This window comes from Nocardia wallacei, from assembly GCF_029869545.1.
Lineage (GTDB): Bacteria > Actinomycetota > Actinomycetes > Mycobacteriales > Mycobacteriaceae > Nocardia > Nocardia wallacei_A.
On record NZ_JARWQD010000054.1, the window covers coordinates 1 to 18,805 of the forward strand.

The following is an 18,805-nucleotide window of genomic DNA, read 5'->3' on the forward strand; positions in this document are numbered from 1 at the left end:
CCCCCACACCCCCACCCCGGCCCCCGAGCCCCGTGGTAGCGCTACCCCCCCCGCCCGTGCGGGCCCCGCGCCCGGGGCGATGACCCCGGGGGCGACCCGGGCGGCATACTCGGTGAGTTCACGGTAGGACAGGGCCCGCTGCTGCGCGCGCAGGGCGATGGCGTCGGGGCGCAGCCGCGCGCCCGCGGCCAGGATGTCGGGCAGCGTGCGCGGCTCCGCGTCTTCGGGCCCGCGGGCCGGAACCAGCTCGGCCCGTTCGGCGTCCGAGATGACCGGGACCGACGCCAGCGCGGTATCCGGTCCCGCGGTGAGGAATCGGGACAGGAACGTCAGGAAGCGCCCGTGCTGGGCGGTCAGTTCACGCTCGCCGTACAGGTTCGGATTGGCCTGGAAGTCGATGTGGGTGCTCTCGCCGCCGACACCCGGATACACATTGACGAACAGATCGTCGATCAGGCCCGAGGTCAGCACGTGCAGCCGCCCGGTGACCTCGCCGAGCCGAATCCGGCTGTCCACCATCATCAGATTCACCGTCGGCCCGAACGAGGTGACCTCGTCCATCGCCCAGCCGAGATCCCGGACGATGTCCTCCTGCCGGTACCGCTGCCGTCGCAGCGCCCCGGTGAGCTCCGCCTGGGTGGCGCGGATCAGGTCGCCCACCGTCCGCGTGGGATCCAGCCGCAGCCGCAGCGGCACCACGTTGGCGACCATGCCGCCCGAGCGCCGCAGCGTCGCCGTGGTGCGCCCGGACACCGGCAGGCCCAGCACGACTTCCGGCGCACCGGTCATGGCGGCGAGGTAGGCGCCGAACGCGGCGACGATGATCGGCGCCGCGCTCGACTGCTGCCGCTCGGCGACGACCTCGAGCAATTGCGCCGTCGCGGTGGGTAATTCGCCGCTGACCAGATTCGGCTGGGCGTCGACGGCGGCCGCCCGCCCGGCCAGGGTGACCGGCTGCGCCATACCGGCCAGGTGCTCGCGCCAGTACTCCCGGTCGGTCCGCAGCCGATCCGAGTCCCGGTAGGCCAGATCGTCGTCGACGATCCGGCGCAGGTGCTCGGCCCGGCCGGGCGGAATCTCGCGGCCGGACACCGTGTGGTTGTAGATCTCGGAGGTGCGCTGCATCATCGTGAGCGCGCCGACACCGTCGAGCACGATGTGATGCAACCGCGAATACCAGAACCAGCGGTCCTCGCCGATGCGCAGCATGACGACCTGCACGAGCCGGTCCGTCAGCAGGTCCAGCGGCCCGGAGTACTCCGCGCGCATCCAGGCCCGCGCCGCCGCCTCGGGATCGGATTCCCCACGCAGATCGACGGTTTTGATGTGGTCGTCCAGCTCGGTGTCGACCACCTGGTACGGCATCCCGTCGACCTCGATCAACCGCAGGTAGCCGGTGCCGAACTCGCGTCCGGCCTGCCGTGCCGCCGCGGCGAGCGCGTCGACGTCGACCGCCCCTTCGAACTCGACGAACTGGGCGATGGAGATCGGAGTCGCGCCGGAGAAGTGCTGGGCGAACCAGATTCCGCGCTGGGCGGCAGACAGGGGGAAGGCTCCGGTGGGCGGGCGCGAACCGGTGGGCGCCGTTTCCGAGCGCTGAGTCATGGGCATTCAGGCAGCCTGTTTCGCCGGCTGGCATTCGGCGTGCGCGAGCGGTGCGTCCGAACCGGTGAGATAACCCACCAGCGTCGTGCGGTCGTCGAGCACCAGCCAGCCGATCGAGTTGTCCAGACCGTCGCGCTCCGCCCTGATCGTGACCCCCAGATCGATCCGGGTATAGGGCATTTCGTCCTCGACCGGGACGGGGATCGCGCCCACCTTCGCGATGGCCGCGCGGGTGACGGCGGCCTCCATCGGCACGGTGACGGCGATCGCGATCCGGTGGCCGGGCCGGGCACCGTGCTGGAGCAGCAGCCGCGCCAGCCGGTTCGACCAGCGATCCAGGTCCGCCCAGGTCAGTTCGCAGTCGTCGGTCGTGACGGCGACGGTCGCCGGTTCGCTGTGGTTCCGCATGGATTCGATCCCCTCGGATGGCTCGTGTGATCGGGACACAGTCCACTCTCGGCGCTTCGGATACCGACCGACAGACACCTCAGTGCTGCGCGTGCGCCTCCCCGGGGGTGAGCGATTCCCACCCTTGGTGTTGCCGGGACCGTCAGTCGGCGGGGGCGATTTCGCCGGAACCGCGCACCAGCAGGCGGGTGGGGATCACTTCGTGCCGGACCTGAAATGCCTTGCCGTCCAGGCGGGTGAACAAGATTTCCGCCGCGGTGCGGCCGATGGCGGCGGGGTCCTGGGCGACGGCGGTGAGTGCGGGGTGGAGCAGCTCGGCGAGGGGGAGATCATCGAAACCGATGAGCGCGATCTCGTTGTGCAGGCCGTGTTTCTGGATGGCGCGCAGGGCGCCGAGGGTGATCATGTTCTGGGCGCTGAACAGCGCGGTGGGGCGGCCGGGCCCCGACAACAGCGCCTCGGTGGCGGATTCGGCGGCCGCGGGGGAGTGCAGGTCGGTCCGGACGAGCCCGGGGTCGAGCGTGACGCCCGTGCGCGCCAGCCCCTCGACATATCCGGCGTGGCGTTCGGCTGCCGTCCAGATCGTCTGCAGGTCACCGAGATAGGCGATGCGGCGATGGCCGTGCGCGGCGAGGTGTTCGACGGCGCGGCGGGCACCGTCGCGGTTGTCCACCGTGACGCTGTCGATCTCGGCGGCGGCGGGGCTGCGGTCGACGAAGACGATGGGTGTGCCGCGTTGCCGCTCGCGCAGCAGCAGGCCGTGGTCGGTGCCGACCGGCATCACGATCAGTCCGTCGACCCGGCGCGACAGCAGCGCATCGAGCACCTCGCGCTGCCGGACCGGATCCTCGTCGGTGCTCACCGCGAAGACGAGAGTGCCACGGCGGTGGGCGAAGTCCTCGACCGCGCGGTGCAGCGCCGCGGCGTACGGGTTGGCGACATCCATCAGCAGCAGGCCGATCGCCGCCGTCTTCTGCCCGTGCCCGCGCAGCGTGCTGGCGGCCAGATTGTGCCGGTAGTCGAGCATGGTCGCGGCCTCGGCGACCCGCGCGGTCAATTCCGGCGAAACCCCACCCTCGCCGCGCACCACCCGCGACACTGTCTTGATGCTCACCCCGGCGAGCGCGGCGACCTCGCGCATGGTGGCACCGCGGCGCGGCGCACCCGGGCCTGACAACGCTGACATCGCAACCATTTTCGCCTAACACCCCGCAAACGCCTTCTCGCCGAACATCTTAGAGCGATTCTCTGGACGTGAGCTGGATCACGCTCTATCGTCGTGACAACGTTGTCATACGCAGTACCGCAGGAGCACAACGATGTCCCCTCGTGCCGTCCGCATCGCCCTCGCCGCCCTGTCCGCCGCCTGTCTCGCCGTCGCCGCCACCGCCTGCGGCAGCGGTGCGGACGACGGCAAGATCACGGTCGGGCTGATCACCAAGACCGACACCAACCCGTTCTTCGTCAAGATGAAGGAGGGCGCGCAGCAGGAGGCCGACGCCGCGGGTGTCGAACTGCTCACGGCCGCAGGGAAATTCGACGGCGACAATGCCAGCCAGGTGACCGCGATCGAGAACATGGTCGCCGCGGGCGCCAAGGGCATCCTCATCGCCGCCAGCGATACCAAGGCGATCGTCCCGGCCATCGAGAAGGCCCGCGCCAAGGACGTCGAGGTGATCGCGCTCGATACCCCGACCGACCCGCAGAGCGCGGTCGACGCCCTGTTCGCCACCAACAACTTCACCGCCGGACAGCTGATCGGTAAGTACGCCAAGGCCGTTCAGGGCGACAAACCGGCCAAGATCGCGATGATCGACCTGAACCCGGGCGTCACCGTCGGCGTCCTGCGGCACAACGGATTTCTGTCCGGCTTCGGTGCGGCGCAGGCGACCCAGGAGATGCGCCAGGACGTGAGCGCGCCGAATGTGGTGTGCGCCCAGCCCGCCCAGGGCGACCAGTCCAAGGCGCAGACGGCGATGGAGACCTGCCTGCAGAAGGATCCGGACATCACCGTCGTCTACACCATCAACGAGCCGTCCGCGCTGGGCGCCTACACCGCGCTGAAGACCGCGGGCAAGGAGAACAACGCGCTGATCGTCTCCGTCGACGGCGGCTGCAGCGGTGTGCAGGCGGTCAAGGACGGCAAGATCGCGGCCACCTCCCAGCAGTACCCGTTGAAGATGGCCAGCGAGGGCGTGAAGGCGGTGGTCGACTACGCCAAGAACGGCAGGAAGTCCGAGGGCTACACCGATACGGGCGTCAACTTGATCACCGCGAAACCGCAAGCGGGCGTGGATTCCAAGGATGTGCCGTACGGGCTCGACAACTGCTGGGGGTGATCCATGACGACCGCCACGTCCTCGAAAACGCCTCCGACGCAGCCGATGTCGGTCCTCGCCCGACTGATCGCGCTGCCCAGCTTCGGGCCGATCGCGGCGATCGTCATCGCCGTGGTCTTCTTCGCCTCGCAGTCCGATCGCTTCCTCACCGGCGGCAATTTCTCGCTGATCGTGCAGCAGGTGATGGTGGTGGGCACGCTGGCGATCGGCCAGACGCTGATCATCCTCACCGCCGGAATCGATCTGTCCAACGGGGCGGTGATGGCGCTGGGGAATATCGTCATCACGAAGCTGGCCGTCGATTCCGGGGTGCCGCCGCTGCTGGCGATCGCGCTCGGCCTGGCGCTGACGGCCGGATTCGGTTTGCTGAACGGCTCTTTGGTGAGTTTTCTGCGGCTGCCGCCGTTCATCGTCACCCTCGGCATGTACGGGATCGCGTTCGCGCTCACCCACATCTACTCGCAGGAGCAGACGATCTCCGGGCTCCCGGACACGCTGACCTACCTGGGTAAGACCTTCCCCGTGGGCGATACCGACATCACCTACGGCTCGGTGGCGATGCTGATCCTGTTCGCGGTCGCCTGGTACGTGCTGCGCCAGACCGCGGCGGGGCGGCACGTCTACGCCGTCGGCAACAATCCGGAGGCCGCGCGGCTGACCGGAATCGACACGCGCCGTGTGCTTCTCGGCGTCTACACCGCGGCGGGCCTGATCTACGGGCTGGCGGCGCTGCTGCTGGTGGCGCGCACCGGCGTCGGCGACCCGAACACCGGGCAGACCGACAACCTCGACTCGATCACCGCGGTGGTGCTGGGCGGCACCAGCCTGTTCGGCGGGCGCGGCAGCGTGATCGGCACGCTGCTGGGCGCCATGATCGTCGGGATCATCCGAAACGGGTTGCAGCTCATGGGCGTTGCGTCGATCTACCAGACCCTGATCACCGGCGTGCTGGTGATCGCGGCGGTGGCCATCGATCAGTTCAACCGCGGGAGGCAGCGATGAGCGACCCGGTGCTGCAGGCCAAGGGCCTGGTGAAGCGCTACGGCCACGTCACCGCGCTGGACGGCGCCGATTTCGACCTGTACCCCAACGAGATCCTGGCCGTGATCGGCGACAACGGCGCGGGGAAGTCCACGCTGATCAAGGCGCTGTCGGGTGCGCTGATCCCCGACGCGGGGGAGATCTACCTCGACGGCGCGCGGGTGCGCTTCCGTCGCCCGATCGACGCGCGCCGGGCCGGGATCGAAACCGTGTATCAGGACCTGGCCGTCGCGCCCGCGCTCGATATCGCCGACAATCTGTTCCTGGGCCGGGAGGTGCGCCGCCGCGGCCTGCTCGGCTCGGTGTTCCGCATGGTCGACAAGGACCGGATGCTCCGAGAATCCCAGCAGCACATGGCAAATCTGAAGATCGGCATCCGATCGATGAAGCAGACCGTCGAGACGCTGTCCGGCGGTCAGCGACAGGGCGTGGCGGTGGCGCGCAGCGCGGCCTTCGCCCGGCACGTGGTGATCATGGACGAGCCGACCGCGGCGCTGGGGGTGAAGGAGACCGGCATGGTGCTCGACCTCATCCGCCAGGTGCGCGACCGCGGCCTGGCCGTGATCGTGATCAGCCACAACATGCCCAATGTCTTCGACATCGCCGACCGCGTGCACATCCAGCGCCTCGGCCGTCGCGTGGCGGTGATCCGCCCCCACGAATTCACCATGTCCGACGCCGTCGCAATCATGACCGGCGCCATGGCCGGAGAAGAGGTCGACGACCACCGCGTCGGCAGCTGAGCGGGTGGACGCCCGCGCCGCCTGGCCCGCGATTCCGGATGGGTCACCACGCCGGAGAGACGTATCGCCGACTCGGGCGCGGCCTCACAAGTCGAGCTTCCGCAGCACAGCCTCGGCGATTTCCTCGACCGAGCCGTCGCCTGGCTCGACCCTCAGTTCCGGTGCCGACGGGCGTTCATACGGTGAGTCTATTCCGGTGAACTTCTGCAGTCGCCCCTGTCGTGCCAACTTGTAGAGCCCCTTCGGATCCCGCTCTTCGCACACGGCCAACGGGGTGTCGACGAATATCTCGTGGAAGGGAATCAGTGCGTCGACGTGCCTTGCCCGCACCAGCTTGCGCTCCGCTTCGAAAGGGCTGATGTGCGCTACCAGGGCGATCGTTCCCGCATCGGCGAACAGGGCAGCCACCTCGCCGGTTCGTCTTGTGCTCTCGCGACGATCCTCGAATGTGAACCCCAGATCGGCGTTCAAGCCCTGTCTGAGGTTGTCACCGTCCAACAGGTAAGCAGGACGGCCTCGCAGGAGCAATCGTCTGGAGACTTCCCTTGCGATCGAGGTCTTCCCGGCGCCAGACAGGCCGGTGAACCAAATTGTGGCTCCCTTCACGCCTTCTCGCTCTCGTGTGCCGACTCCGCTGATCGCACCGTCTGAGTCGTGGGCGCCAGTCGTGATAGGCCGTATCGGTAGATGGTTCCCGCAACGGCGAATCCCACGGCCAACAACAACCATCCGATGTCTCCCGCCTCGATGATGACAACCGTGAACAGCGGCGGACCGACGATCTGCTGCAGCGAGTTGCCCAGCGAGAATGTGGCGATATATTCGGACCGTCGGCACTCCGGCGCAAGGTCGTGGGATACGACCCAGGCGGACGAGGTCTGGTAAATCTCGCCAAGAGTAAGTGTCGTGATCGTTGTCAGCAAGAGCGCCGTCCCGAGCACCGGGCCGTTCGCTCCGGCCAACAATGCAGTCAACACGCACGACACGGACAAGGCGATAGTCGCTTTCGTCACCGCGGATCGTGCGGGTGCGATGGCGTCGATTTTCCGGCTCAGTGGGACCTGTAGAATCACCACCAATAGAGCGCCCACCGTGATGATTCCGGGAATGAAGGCCTTTGGGACGTCGGAACGCATAGCGACCCACAAAGGCAACGCGATTATCATCATCGTCGCGTGTAGGCCGAGAGCGCCATTCGCCAGGCCGAGCATCAAGTACCGCACGTTGCGTAGCGCGGGAGTGACGGGGGCGGTTGCCTTCGGCGCCGGTACCTCCAGTTTCCGTAGGCGGAAAATCAGCACACCGCAGATCAGGTACGACACGCTGTTCCCTAACAACATGATCAGGTACCCGTTTGTGCCCGCAACTGCTATGACGAGCCCGGCCGTCGCCGACCCCACCATCGACCCTGCATTGCGGGTGGCACGCATCGTCGCCAGGGTCGTTGATCGGTCGACGCCATTGACTATTGCCCCCGCAACCGCCTGATTTATCGGCGGCACCGCTCGAATCATTACTGTCGCTGCTGAAACGGCGACCACGAAACTGAGCATCGTATCTATGAGTAGGTATGTGGAATAGATGACACCCAGCCCCAGATAGAGGGCGGAGAGGGTGCGTACTGCCCCGAAACGATCCGCCTGGCGGGCCAGGGGAACACTGCCGACCATGCCGACCACGGCCGCGACTGCCAGCCCACTGCCCACCACCGCGAGCGGAATATTCAGGTAGGATGTGTAAATCAGTACAGCGCCGGCGAGAAACAAGCCGGTACCCATCGAGTTCACCATCGCGGCGAGCACGAGCACCCGAGCCGAACCCTTCATCGCGAGTACTGTTCGTATCACTAGAACTCCAATGCCGCGCGCGCCGTCTCGATATTTTTCAGATAGAGTGTGCGCAATGCGCGTGGTGTACAGAGGCTGCGTGGTTCGGCGCGATCGAGAAAGAGAACCCCATCGAGGTGATCCACCTGATGGGCGACAACTCGCGCCGCTCGGCCATGTAACTCCCAGTCCACTTGCTCGCCGTCACCGGTCGTTGCCCGGTAATGAATACTCGACGGGCGGGCCACAGCGCCGACGACGCCGGGTATGCACAGACAAGCCTCGTAATCCAGCACGGTTTCGGCGGCCAGCGGCGTCAGTTCGGGGTCGTAATGCACGAGCACGCCGGACTCCACGCCGGACAGCCGGCGTACCTGGCACATGTTTGCGGGATCGACAGCGATCACTCGAACCGCTGTGCCTACCAGCGGTGCGGCCGTGCCGTCCGCTCGGTATCGGTGTAGAACGGCGGAGAGGCAGCGAGAGAGTTCGTCGAGATCGAACTTTTCCAAGCCGTCAGCCCCAACGGAAGCACTCAGTCGCCGAAGAATCGGATGCCCGATGCGGGCGATGCCGCCGATCGGCTCACTCATCGGCCGGTCCGGTCAATTGGCGGGCAAGATTCTGCTGATTGATGCAAAGATCGAATCGAATCGACTTCCCGGACCTGGTGAGCAGCTCCTCGAGCTCTACCTCGCGCACCTTTACGTCGGCAAGATTCATCGACGCCGCGATATGATTTCGATTGACATCACAAGTCGAATCACGGGGGACCACCAGCACTTCGATCGAGCCCGGCTCAGTCTGTCGCACCTGCCATCGCAATAGCGGAAGAGACTCCAGATACAGCTGCACAGGTTTCACGTTCACCGGCACTCTGTCACGGTCCGCTATGAACCCGCGCTGACGTCCTTCCAATCCGCGCAGCCGACGCAGTGCTCGTCCGCACCGGCACGCTCCGTCGATCAACTCGGCCCGATCCTCCGGCCGATATCTCACAAGCAGCATTGCGCGGTTTACCAGATTGGTCAGAAGCAGCGCGCCATCGCCGTCGGTGCCGATATGGACGCGCTCCTCGTTCACATGGTATGTCTGAGGCTCCACGGGACACTCCCAGGCGACCTGGCCGAACTCCTGGAGACCGAAAACATCACGATGCGGAGCGTCGAATGCGACGGCAAACGCGCGGCGGGTTTGGGCATCGATCGTATCGCCATGTGTGAAGACCAGTTCGGGCGTCGAAATTTCAAGCTCTCCCGAACGCACTCTTCCGGCCAGCACCAGGAGCTCCATCGGCTGTCCCCACAGCACATCCGGACGGAAATCGGCAACGAGACGCTCGATGTAACCGGCGTTTCCGCTGTCGATTTTCGACAGATTGATCCGCAACCGTGTCCAGGTCGTGGCATCGGCGCTGAAATGCACCAGCTCGTGCCGTGGGTCACACGTGATCCGTAAGGTACGGAACCCGGGCGACAGACCGTAGGCGTGGAAGGCTCGCATCGATGCAGCGAACCCATGGACCAAGTGGGATTCGCCGTGCTCGACCGCCACCGGCTCACCGGTGGTGCCGGACGTTCGAGCCCGCAGTACGTCGACCTGCTGAACCAGGCCGGTGCGCAGCTCGTGGGGCCGCTCAATCAGATCCGATTTCCGAAGCGGCGGAAGCAGATTCAGCGTGGAGTGAGGAGCGCGGCGCATATCTGCCTCGGAGAGTACGGCTCGCTGCTCCGCCGTGCCGTGCTGCGCGACCGCGCTGAGGATGTCGCGGAGCTGTCGGTCGACAAGTGCCTGTAGTCGTTCCGAGTCCCACTCTGTTCGTCGATACACGTCGTCGTAGGTCCGCCACCCCTCGGATACGGCGGCGAAGTTACGCAGTGACTGGTTGTGCCAGAAACGCGGCCGGTCAGTCAGGGTGTCAATACTCTCGTGCCACTCCATAAATGGGCCTTTCCGATAAGGCGGCCGTTGGGGGGGCTAAGCCCCCCCCCCCCGTATTTAAGGCCGAAGCCATAGGGAAAAGGGGGGGCCTGGACGGGGAGGCGATAGAGATATATTGGAACCCAACCAAAAAAAACTGGTCATTTCCATATCGGGGGGGGGGGGGGGTAATCCCCCCCAAAACGCCTTTGTAGCCTCGATCAGCAATGCGATCAGGCGGTCGCTTCCTCGTTCACGATGTCCATTCTTTGTCACCTCCTCTCATTCGAACGTCGGCGATGTGCAGAAGGCGAGCTTCTTGCAACAACGCCGGCCGATAATTCTCGTGTCGCTGCGCGAGCAACACGAGGTCTGCCGTGGCGATTGCAGACTGCACGTCCAGTACGACGGGCAGCGCGACATCGTCCACTACCAGCTCGGAAATGAATGGGTCATGAATCGTCACGTTCGCTCCGGCGGCAACCAATTCACGCACCAGCGACACCGCGGGGCTGTTCCGAACGTCCGCTATGTTCGGCTTATAGGTGAGTCCGAGTACCAGTACCCGAGCGCCGTACAGTGTGCGACCGTTCTCCGCGAGCAACTGCGCGGACTCCTCTACCAGACGTCGAGGCCGACTTTCATTGATCTCTTGAGCCCGTTCGACGAGAGTCATGGGCGAGCCCACCTGCCGGGCGGCGGCGACTAAATACATCGGATCGACCGGTATACAGTGGCCGCCGACTCCGGCAGCCGGATAGAACGCCTGAAAACCGAAAGGTTTGGTGCCTGCCGCCTCGATGGCGGCGCCGACATCTATCCCGGCAACTCCGCAATACACCGCGAATTCGTGCACCAGAGCCAAATTCACCTGTCGATAGATATTTTCGAGGATCTTTGCTGCTTCGGCTTCCTTCAATCCCGGAGTGATGTGAATGGACTCCATTACGCGCCCATACAGATCGGCAGCTCTTCTTGCGCACTGCGACGTGAATCCACCGATTACTCGCGGCGTATTCGTGAGTGTGTGCTGACGGTTTCCTGGATCGATACGTTCCGGCGCGAATGCGAGGTGAAAGTCTCGTCCCGCAGTCAGCCCACCGACCTCCAGTATCGGTCTGACGATCTCGTCCGTGGCTCCCGGATGGACCGTCGACTCGACTACGATCAGCTGGCCGGGCACGAGGTTCTCGGCAACCGTAGCGGCGGCCGCGGTCAATGGGTCGAGATCGGGCCGACCATCTGCCCCCAGCGGGGTTGGTACACATATGAGCACTGCGTGGCAGGTCTGGAGTTCCCCGGGATCCAACGCGACATGAAGCGATTCGCCAGCACCACGGATCTCTTGATCCGCGATGGTGTCGATGGGGCTGCGACCGGCGAGCAACGATTCGCCAATCCTCGGATCGTTGTCGACCCCGCACACCGGGAATCCTGCGCGTGTGAAAGCGAGAGCCTGGGGCAGACCGACATAGCCGAGTCCGATGACACCGACCCGCTGATATCGGGTCCGGTCAACGGCTGACGCTTTCGACCCCGACACCTTGCCGGCATCCAGAATTGGTGTATTCATCGGGCGCTTACCAATCGACTCGCTGGATATCGACAGCCGTCCGCGGAACCCATCACGCTCTACCTCCCGTGCGCAGATTCACTCTTCCCGCCGCATGCACGGTGCCCAGCAGGAAATTGAGTGCTCGTACCGGCTGGGTACTACCGACGGCGCCGGTGGTGACCAGCCGGAAGGCCTGCTGCGGTGCGAGCGGCACCGGATGGTCCCGACCGCTCGAGAGTGCATCGACCAGCGCCCTGTACAACCCTTTTCCGTTTCGGTGCGCAACAACCAGCTGCGGCTCGAACCGAACCGGTCGCCCGCGCTCGGCCAGCGTCTCGGCGAGGCTGTTGTCGCCACCGACACCGGCTCGGGTAAATCCCCCGATCGACTCGTACTCCGAAGTAAGGATGGCGCTGTTGCCGCCGGCAAAGAATCCGACGGGATCTCCGGCAGACAGCGCCGTGTACCGCGCGTCATAGCGTGCCTGCCTGGCCGCGGAGACCAGCCCACTGTCGAACGGCAGCACGCGCCCGCTGATCGCTGGCTTTTCGTTGCCGACCGACCCTGCGACACTCAGCCAATCGCCGCGTGGTACTGCGTCGTCGTCCAAAAAGGCCAGGACGTCGCCGGAGGCGACCGCCACAGCACGGGCCCGGCTGGCTCCCGCGCCCAGTCGCGCCCTGTTCCGGACGACTATCACCGGCAGTGGACTTGCGTGCGCGGGCGATATCGAATGCGGTCGTGTCGAAGCGTCGTCGGCGACGACAACCTCGTGGAGTCGGATGTTTGTTGTGCTCGCCAGTCGCTGACTGCACTCTTCCAATCCAGCTAGGCACCGTCGCAGATCATCAGGCCTGTTTCGGGTCGGAATGATCACCGAGATGCGTGCCACTGCCGCCTCCAACCCCGGATGAGGATCGACCAGGATTCCGGTTCGTGTGCCGGCAGGTAAGTGCGCCGAATTCGGTGCGGTGCGATATCCCACGGCACCGGCGCGGCCTTGACTGTTCCGTAGGCGAGCACGTTGGCGTCGAGCACCGAGGTCTGTGGAACAAGACCATATGGGTATGCGAACGCAGTTGTCGGCACAGCTGTTTGCACAGCGACCGCGTCCAGCGAACCGACCACCTCCGCGCGTACGGTGTCGGTTGCGAGTTCGGTAAGCCGTGGATGAGTAAGGGAATGCGCGCCGAGGACATGCCCGAGTGCACGCAGCTCCAGCGCTTGTGACCAAGACAGGAAGTCGGTCTCCGGTTGTCCGAGTGCGCTCGATCGATCCAATTCTCCGGTGATGCAAAACAAGACCATTCGCACGTCGAATTCGGCAAGAATTGGCGCAGCGGTCGTCAGATTGTTCAGATACCCGTCGTCGAAGGTGATGAGCACAAAGGGGTGATCGGGGGGAGCGAAGTCGGGAGATATATCCGCCGGTTCGAGGGCCGGTCCGAAACCTGTCAGAACCAGCTCCAGGGCGCGCCGGAAATTGTCGGGACTCAACGCGGTGTAATGCGTAGCATCGGGACGCACATGATGGAAATACAGAACGAGCGGCCAGCCGGGCGCCGAACCGATCCGAGGATCCGAAAATACGACGTTCACCTTATCTCCAACCTAGCTCTTCGAGCACCGATGCAGAAATGGGGATACCTGTGGATCGCACCAGTTCGGTGTGCCGTCGCTCAGCCTGGTCGGGAAACCATGGCTGCTCGGGTAAAGAATCGTAGCCATTGGCGACGGCCCGGCGTAGTGTCTGCACCAGGTCGGGAATATCCGGTCGATCACCGATGCCGGAGAAATGTTCGACCGAAAATCCGACGAACAGCTGCGAGCAACGCATCACCGCGTCCGATTGCTTGCGTTGTTTACGGACGTGTGGACTCACCAGTCCGCCTGCCAGAGCCCCTGCCAGGATTTCGATGAGCAACGTTGTGCAGAGGCCTTTGTAGCCACCGAACAGTGGAATCGATCCACCGGCATCCAGCTGTGCCGGATCACGGGTCGGTCGGCCGTCGGGGTCCTGCAACCAGCCGTCGGGCACCGACGCACCGCGGTTCGAAGCATCGCGGATTTTTCCGGCGGCCACCACGCCGGTTCCCATATCGAGGCAGAATGGTTCATCGCCGGGTCGGCCGGGCGTGACCAAACACATCGCGTTGCTTCCGAGTGTCGCCCTACGCGCCCCCGGAGCCGCAACCGAGGGACCGGAGATATTGAGTAGCAATCCGACGACCTGGTGGTCCTGAAACGGCTGTCGATACGCTGCGAGCATTCCGACGTGATTGTTGTTGTGCACCGCCACTGCGGCCAGACCCCGGCTCGCAGCTGTTTCGGCACACCAGCGCGCCGCGCGATCCGCCGCAACCTGCCCCGGCCCGCCGGCAGCATCGATCGATGCCACTGCCGGAGCGACTGCCGTCAGGATCGGCTGTGCGTCCGCGACGATTCCACCGGCCGCGATCCGGTGCAGGTAGATCGGGAGCAAACCCACACCGTGCGACGCGTGGCCACGTTCGTCGGCGTCCACCAAGGCCCGTGCCACGGCGCGTGCGGACTCAGCGGGAGTTCCCGCGTCCGTCAGCTCCGCCTCGATACGGCCGTACAGTTCGGCCGAGTCCATCCTGGTCGAACGGGGCTGCGGCGATGCGCCGACCGGTATGAATTCCCCGCCATGCACACCGAAAGTGCGAACTCCGGGTGTGGCTACCGGTTGTGCGCTGGTCAGCAGAATAACGGTGTGGTCTTGGAGAGCGCTCGCGGAGTTCGCATCGAAATCTGCGACATCACCCATGTCGCGGACGAGAACGTCTACGCCGGCATCGACCGAACCGTAGTTGGGCCGTATTTTACCAGTTATCAGCTGCTGAAGTGCCCGCCGATCCGACGCGGTCAGACCGCAAAGCATCGCTATCTCGGATTTCCTGAGGCGAAGCGAAGCGCCACGCAGTAGCAATTTCTCCCGGCCCTGCCGACCGGACACCAAGACCACATCACGTAATTCGAGCAAAGCAGACTCCCCAACTGCTAATTGAAACTCCCCGATCAATATCGATTACGGTTCAGCCCCGTAACCGATCGCTCGCAGTGTGTAGGTCTCGGTACCGATTCACCTGCGATAATTTATATTGTTGCCCAATAGGGCAGAATTGTCAACTCCCCTTGTTGTTGACTTTGTGTGATCTAATTCTGGATTATCGGCGACATGAACTCGAGTCTGTTGCCGACACAGTCGAATGAATAGAATCGACGGAATCCCGGGAACTCGCTATCCCACTGCGCCTCGACACCTGCCTCTTCCAATCGATCCGCCAGCTCGTCGAGGCGATCCACCAGAATCCCTGGGTGTGCCTTTCTGGCGGGCCGGAAATCCTGTTCGACACCCAGATGGATCTCGAGCCGGTCACCGCGTACCCACAGGCCACCTCGCGCGGCGAGTACCGCCGGCTTCTGTACTTCTCGCATGCCCAGCAGTTCGACATAGAACCTGCGGCACTCCGGCTCGCTGCCCGGCGGGATCGCGAGCTGGACGTGATGAAGACCGAGCCCCAGGCTCGTTGCTGCTGTGGTGTCGTAAGGGAGGGCCGTCATCTTCAGCCTTTCGTTCTCAGAGCTACGTGCGTTCGAGCAGCCGGGACCACACCTCGCGCACCGGAGGTGGCAAATTCTGTACGTCCCCCGCCCCCGTGCTCTCGGTGAGATTCTCACGATACGACATCAAGTCCATTTCGATGGCGCTGCCGAGTCGTGCGACGCCGGAACCTGCGCAGAGGTCCGAGTACTCGACGACGGTGCACAGTCGGGAGTTGCGGGTGCGTGGATGAGCCAACCAAGGCTCGTGCCACGCAACCCACTTCGTCAGTGCTGCCTCGCGGTCCGCCGGACGCCACGGACGGTCGCCGACCCACTGCAGCATCGAACGGGCAACAGCTTCGGGGTGCCGGATCAAGAGCACCCAGTGCGCCTCTGGCACGCTCTCCGCCAGCAAGTCGAGTTCCAGCAGATATTCGTTGTATTTGTCGCCGAATCGAGTGGCTCCCGCATACGATCGCTCGATCACCTCTCGTCGCAGCCGCACCGGGTCGTGAACTCGGCCGTTGGCCACCTCCGCCGCCGAGTCGCGCAGGACCGTTTCGGTTGTCGCAAGCCATTGCTCACTGTGCGTGCCGTATGGGACCTTACGTCGCAAGGCGCTGATCATCTCGTCGGCACGCAGATGGCGGGCTTTCAGATCTGAATCGGTCACCCACCGGTGGAGAACGTACGGCAGCTTTCCATTGATCGTGAACACGCCACCGGTCGCCGCGAAGGCGGCATCCAGCAGCGAAGCGAGCGCGGTGGTCCCGGAGCGTTGAGCGCCGAGGAGGATGACGGGTCGACTCATGGGCGTGGGCCCATCGCCTCGGTGCCGCACAGCATTTGCTGCAGGATACGCAGGCACTCGATACTCGCTTGCTGCCCGGCACGGGAAAAGGCGTCGCCCCAGGGTTGGTCCCGTTCCTGCGCCGACAAGACCCGCCCGATCCGCCAATGCGTCTCGAGGCTGAGAAACCCGCTGTATCCGTCCTCTGCTAGCCGATAAATTATGTCCGGCCACGGTAGGTCGCCGGTTCCGATCCGGACATAACCGGCCGTACCGTCCGGATCCTTCACATGGACATGACGGATGAGTTCCCGGCCAGCCAGGTAATCGTTCGGGAACGGCCGAGGGTCGCGGCCGCTGAACACACTGTTCCCAGGGTCCCACAAGATACCGAGTTCAGGCCGGTTCACATGTTCGAGAAATTCGATCGTGTGGCGCATGGTCGGGGTGTTGGTCCGGGTTCCCGTCTCGACCAGCAACGGCATATCGGCAGAAACCTCGGAGAGCACCCGCGCAGCGGCGTGTGCTGCCCGTACCGGGTTGGGCTCACCGTTCCTGAAAAAGGTGAATATCCGTACATGCGGTGCTCCGAGGACCGTGGCCTGTGCGATGAATCCGCGTAGTTCGGCGGCGACATCTGCACACTCCTGGTCTGTGACGGGAAGCCGACATTTGAATGCTGGTGGTGCGAATCCGGCGACAGTGAGATTCTTGTCGTTCAAGGTCCGGCGGATCTGTCGGAGCTGGGAATCGGTCAGCTTCCCGGGGGGTCGGCCGAAGACCGATCGGACCTCGACACCCGCCGCTCCTGCGGCTGAGGCCACCTCCGTGACGAGATCGATCTCCTGTGAAATTTCGTCACCCAGTACAGCAAGCTTCATGCGGAACACTCCAGGCACAGACGGTGGACCAAAGCGATGTCCCGAGAAGGGGTTCCGGCGCGCGACTCGACAGTGATGGCGCGAATGGGTGCGCCGGATGCAAGGATCTGACGGATCGGATCCAGGTCTGCGGAAACCAGCGGTCGGTGCAACCACCCGTCATCGGTCGCGACGAAACCCTTCACCTGTCCTGCTCGAATATGAGGGGCCAATCCTCGGAGCAATCCCGGATCTGGGTCGGAGATCGCTGCCAGCCCCAGCAGGTCGAGTACGATTCCGATTCCGGTTTGCTCCGCCAGCTCGATCAGACGGGGGATGTTTGGCCCTCCGAGATGCGTTTCCACCAGCAACTCGACGCCCTGCCGGGCAGCGGCGGCGCACTGTTCGGCGACCACATGCTTGTCCGGTTCCTCAACGCAGAACACCTTCACAGGTACACGATCCATGGCCGGTATCGAGTCGAAACCAATACCCGGCTTCCCCAGGTACATGCCGATGCCGAAGAAATAGACAGACAGCCCCAGGTCGGTGAGAGTCGAGATGCCGTGCGAGATTCCCTCACGCTCCCATCCGTGACCCTTCCCGATCCTGAGATCGACACCCGCACCGCCGGCGGAGAGCGTGACCTCCGCAAGGCCCAACGCCGACTCGGTGGATGCGCTACCGGAGCTCAGCCCGACCCCGATGTTCCGCTCGGCGCCAGTCATTCGATGCCATCCGATACGAGTACCTGGTCCGGGGCACCGGTGGTCAGGCCGTTGAGCGCGGAAATGGTCGGACGACTCCGTGCAAGGTCAAGTACCCCGATATCCTCGCCGGATCGTATTGCCGCGACCATCCGCCGGTAGACCTCGGACCGCAGTGTGGCCGCCGGACGTGCGGGCCGGGTAATCCGCTCACCATCCAGGTCGGCGGAGAATGCGCCGTCGCGGATCTCCAGCCGATCGGTCGATCCGAGGATGATCAGCTGCTCATGTCGATACCGCGATCGGCTGGTGACAAGGACATCGAGCATCGCGCCGGACGAAAACCGAACCCAGCCTGTCAGCTGGGTGTCCACGCCCGGAGCTGCCTCCACTCGGGAGACCACCGTGGCGCTGTCGACAGGTCCCAATATCTGGGAGGCAAGATCCAGATAGTGAACCCCCAGATGTGCGGTGACGCCACCCGAAGACGACGTCGGTCGCGCTCTCCAACCGCTGGTGTAGTGCGACTCGTGGCGCGGGCGGGAAACGACCAGGCTCGCCGTCGAGCCGGCGAATCGTTGGGCAAGCTCGCGCGGTTCTGCCGCGAGCAGGCGCTCCGGCAGGCACAGTCGATGCTGAAACATGACCGCGGCGCGGACGTCGGCCGCCGCGGCCTTGGTCACCAGGTCCTCCAGCTCGCGAACACATGTGGCCGGTGGCTTTTCGACCATGACATGCTTGTTTGCCTCCACAGCCTGTGCGACCAACCTCGCGCGACCACCCGGAGGCACGCAGAGAGCCACTACGTCGATGGCTTCATTCCGTAGAACATCGTCATAGGAGCAGACGGGGATCGATGCGTTCGATGTCTTGGCCGGATCCTCGTCGACGACCCCCACCAGCGCCATCTCGTGGTTGTCCCGAATGGCTGCGATATGACCTTGTCCAGCGCTCCCCAACCCAACCACTGCCACTCGAACAGCCCTGGGATCCGTCGCTTCCCGGCGAGGCAATGACCCTCCATGTTCGAAGAAACAGTCCTTGTGTACGTTGCCTCGAATATTTACCTCGATCACGCGGGAAATCTCGGCTCCGATCGCCCGCAGACCAGCGATTGTCCTGCTCGGGCACCATCTTTCGCTGTCCGGTCCGGACACCCGGCAGTTTGGGCGTCTGACGGGTTTGTGCCACCGAACTCGGCACACTCGATCGGAACCTGTTGTGATCCCAGAAGGTTGGCGAGCAGAAGGATGGCCACTCTGTGGAGATCGCCATACGGCGGGAGAGGAGGGACGGCCTCGGCAGGGCAGATCTGCTGGAAACTGCTGCACGGCCAGGCTTTTCGGAGAGCGGATGACGGGATTCGAACCCGCGACCCTCACCTTGGCAAGGTGATGCGCTACCAGCTGCGCTACATCCGCATTCGCACTCGGCGACGAGTGAA

The 18,805-nt window shown here is 64.4% G+C and carries 18 protein-coding genes, 1 tRNA gene and 1 pseudogene; 3 read left to right on the plus strand and 17 right to left on the minus strand.

Annotated features, from left to right (window positions below; all coding sequences use genetic code 11):
* From QH290_RS02690 to QH290_RS02700, 3 genes are all read right to left on the minus strand, one after another.
* On the minus strand, window positions 1-1,611 hold a 1,611-nt coding region (locus QH290_RS02690), incomplete at its 3' end, for a condensation domain-containing protein (RefSeq protein ID WP_280381861.1).
* Window positions 1,612-2,013 carry an AMP-binding protein gene (locus tag QH290_RS02695; protein ID WP_280265319.1) on the minus strand — a complete coding sequence of 134 codons (402 nt, stop codon included), beginning with the start codon at window positions 2,011-2,013 and terminating at the stop codon, window positions 1,612-1,614.
* 142 nt (window positions 2,014-2,155) lie between these two features.
* Window positions 2,156-3,199: a LacI family DNA-binding transcriptional regulator gene (locus tag QH290_RS02700; protein WP_280381862.1), complete on the minus strand. Its 1,044-nt coding sequence runs from the start codon at window positions 3,197-3,199 to the stop codon at window positions 2,156-2,158.
* A gap of 133 nt (window positions 3,200-3,332) precedes the next feature.
* Here QH290_RS02700 and QH290_RS02705 point away from each other — a divergent pair, with 133 nt between their 5' ends.
* The 3 genes from QH290_RS02705 to QH290_RS02715 are packed head-to-tail and all read left to right on the plus strand — an operon-like array spanning window position 3,333 to window position 6,136.
* The gene (locus QH290_RS02705; RefSeq protein ID WP_280381863.1) at window positions 3,333-4,352 is read left to right on the plus strand and encodes a sugar ABC transporter substrate-binding protein; all 1,020 of its coding nucleotides are present in this window, start codon (window positions 3,333-3,335) and stop codon (window positions 4,350-4,352) included.
* A gap of 3 nt (window positions 4,353-4,355) precedes the next feature.
* Window positions 4,356-5,354 (plus strand): ABC transporter permease, encoded by a 999-nt coding sequence (locus QH290_RS02710; protein WP_280265316.1) that lies wholly within the window; start codon window positions 4,356-4,358, stop codon window positions 5,352-5,354.
* Complete coding sequence (locus tag QH290_RS02715) at window positions 5,351-6,136, plus strand: ATP-binding cassette domain-containing protein (protein ID WP_280265315.1); 786 nt, start codon at window positions 5,351-5,353, stop codon at window positions 6,134-6,136. The genes QH290_RS02710 and QH290_RS02715 overlap by 4 nt, the downstream gene beginning before the upstream one ends.
* A gap of 84 nt (window positions 6,137-6,220) precedes the next feature.
* On the opposite strand, the pseudogene cysC reads toward QH290_RS02715, so the two are convergent.
* The 14 genes and pseudogenes from cysC to QH290_RS02785 all read right to left on the minus strand — a co-directional run.
* Window positions 6,221-6,760, minus strand: a pseudogene (cysC, locus tag QH290_RS02720) (adenylyl-sulfate kinase); the annotation flags it as partial.
* Entirely contained in the window at window positions 6,739-7,962 is a 1,224-nt protein-coding gene (locus QH290_RS02725) for an MFS transporter (protein WP_280381864.1), read from the minus strand. The gene QH290_RS02725 and the pseudogene cysC, both read right to left, overlap by 22 nt.
* A 20-nt stretch (window positions 7,963-7,982) precedes the next feature.
* Window positions 7,983-8,555: a peptide deformylase gene (locus QH290_RS02730; protein WP_280265313.1), complete on the minus strand. Its 573-nt coding sequence runs from the start codon at window positions 8,553-8,555 to the stop codon at window positions 7,983-7,985.
* Entirely contained in the window at window positions 8,548-9,903 is a 1,356-nt protein-coding gene (locus QH290_RS02735) for a phenylacetate--CoA ligase family protein (protein WP_280381865.1), read from the minus strand. Before QH290_RS02735 ends, QH290_RS02730 begins: the two co-directional genes overlap by 8 nt.
* A gap of 232 nt (window positions 9,904-10,135) precedes the next feature.
* Window positions 10,136-11,455, minus strand: coding sequence for a nucleotide sugar dehydrogenase (locus QH290_RS02740; protein WP_280265311.1), 1,320 nt, complete (start codon window positions 11,453-11,455; stop codon window positions 10,136-10,138).
* A 52-nt stretch (window positions 11,456-11,507) separates the two neighbouring features.
* Entirely contained in the window at window positions 11,508-12,422 is a 915-nt protein-coding gene (locus tag QH290_RS02745) for a glycosyltransferase family 2 protein (RefSeq protein ID WP_342213706.1), read from the minus strand.
* Entirely contained in the window at window positions 12,311-13,036 is a 726-nt protein-coding gene (locus QH290_RS02750; protein ID WP_280265310.1) for a polysaccharide deacetylase family protein, read from the minus strand. Before QH290_RS02750 ends, QH290_RS02745 begins: the two co-directional genes overlap by 112 nt.
* A 1-nt stretch (window position 13,037) precedes the next feature.
* A complete protein-coding gene (locus QH290_RS02755; RefSeq protein WP_280265309.1) occupies window positions 13,038-14,441 on the minus strand; it encodes an Ldh family oxidoreductase in 1,404 nt (467 codons plus the stop codon).
* A 173-nt stretch (window positions 14,442-14,614) separates the two neighbouring features.
* A complete protein-coding gene (locus QH290_RS02760) occupies window positions 14,615-15,022 on the minus strand; it encodes a VOC family protein (RefSeq protein WP_280265308.1) in 408 nt (135 codons plus the stop codon).
* A 22-nt stretch (window positions 15,023-15,044) separates the two neighbouring features.
* Window positions 15,045-15,815 (minus strand): sulfotransferase, encoded by a 771-nt coding sequence (locus QH290_RS02765; protein ID WP_280265307.1) that lies wholly within the window; start codon window positions 15,813-15,815, stop codon window positions 15,045-15,047.
* A complete protein-coding gene (locus QH290_RS02770) occupies window positions 15,812-16,675 on the minus strand; it encodes a sugar phosphate isomerase/epimerase family protein (protein WP_280265306.1) in 864 nt (287 codons plus the stop codon). Before QH290_RS02770 ends, QH290_RS02765 begins: the two co-directional genes overlap by 4 nt.
* Window positions 16,672-17,382, minus strand: a complete 711-nt coding sequence (locus QH290_RS02775) for a hypothetical protein (RefSeq protein WP_280381866.1) — start codon at window positions 17,380-17,382, stop codon at window positions 16,672-16,674. Before QH290_RS02775 ends, QH290_RS02770 begins: the two co-directional genes overlap by 4 nt.
* Window positions 17,379-18,743 carry a Gfo/Idh/MocA family protein gene (locus QH290_RS02780; RefSeq protein ID WP_342213707.1) on the minus strand — a complete coding sequence of 455 codons (1,365 nt, stop codon included), beginning with the start codon at window positions 18,741-18,743 and terminating at the stop codon, window positions 17,379-17,381. The genes QH290_RS02775 and QH290_RS02780 overlap by 4 nt, the downstream gene beginning before the upstream one ends.
* Window positions 18,710-18,782, minus strand: a tRNA-Gly gene (locus tag QH290_RS02785). The genes QH290_RS02780 and QH290_RS02785 overlap by 34 nt, the downstream gene beginning before the upstream one ends.
* Window positions 18,783-18,805 lie beyond the last annotated feature (23 nt).

Bases quoted from the DNA above. Each gene is read 5' to 3' on its own strand.
- QH290_RS02740 (WP_280265311.1), bottom strand. From the start codon at position 11,455: ATGAATACACCAATTCTGGATGCCGGCAAGGTGTCGGGGTCGAAAGCG.
- QH290_RS02760 (WP_280265308.1), bottom strand. From the start codon at position 15,022: ATGACGGCCCTCCCTTACGACACCACAGCAGCAACGAGCCTGGGGCTC.
- QH290_RS02710 (WP_280265316.1), top strand. From the start codon at position 4,356: ATGACGACCGCCACGTCCTCGAAAACGCCTCCGACGCAGCCGATGTCG.
- QH290_RS02770 (WP_280265306.1), bottom strand. From the start codon at position 16,675: ATGAAGCTTGCTGTACTGGGTGACGAAATTTCACAGGAGATCGATCTC.
- QH290_RS02715 (WP_280265315.1), top strand. From the start codon at position 5,351: ATGAGCGACCCGGTGCTGCAGGCCAAGGGCCTGGTGAAGCGCTACGGC.
- QH290_RS02775 (WP_280381866.1), bottom strand. From the start codon at position 17,382: ATGACTGGCGCCGAGCGGAACATCGGGGTCGGGCTGAGCTCCGGTAGC.
- QH290_RS02700 (WP_280381862.1), bottom strand. From the start codon at position 3,199: ATGTCAGCGTTGTCAGGCCCGGGTGCGCCGCGCCGCGGTGCCACCATG.
- QH290_RS02765 (WP_280265307.1), bottom strand. From the start codon at position 15,815: ATGAGTCGACCCGTCATCCTCCTCGGCGCTCAACGCTCCGGGACCACC.
- QH290_RS02735 (WP_280381865.1), bottom strand. From the start codon at position 9,903: ATGGAGTGGCACGAGAGTATTGACACCCTGACTGACCGGCCGCGTTTC.
- QH290_RS02725 (WP_280381864.1), bottom strand. From the start codon at position 7,962: ATGAAGGGTTCGGCTCGGGTGCTCGTGCTCGCCGCGATGGTGAACTCG.
- QH290_RS02730 (WP_280265313.1), bottom strand. From the start codon at position 8,555: ATGAGTGAGCCGATCGGCGGCATCGCCCGCATCGGGCATCCGATTCTT.
- QH290_RS02705 (WP_280381863.1), top strand. From the start codon at position 3,333: ATGTCCCCTCGTGCCGTCCGCATCGCCCTCGCCGCCCTGTCCGCCGCC.
- QH290_RS02695 (WP_280265319.1), bottom strand. From the start codon at position 2,013: ATGCGGAACCACAGCGAACCGGCGACCGTCGCCGTCACGACCGACGAC.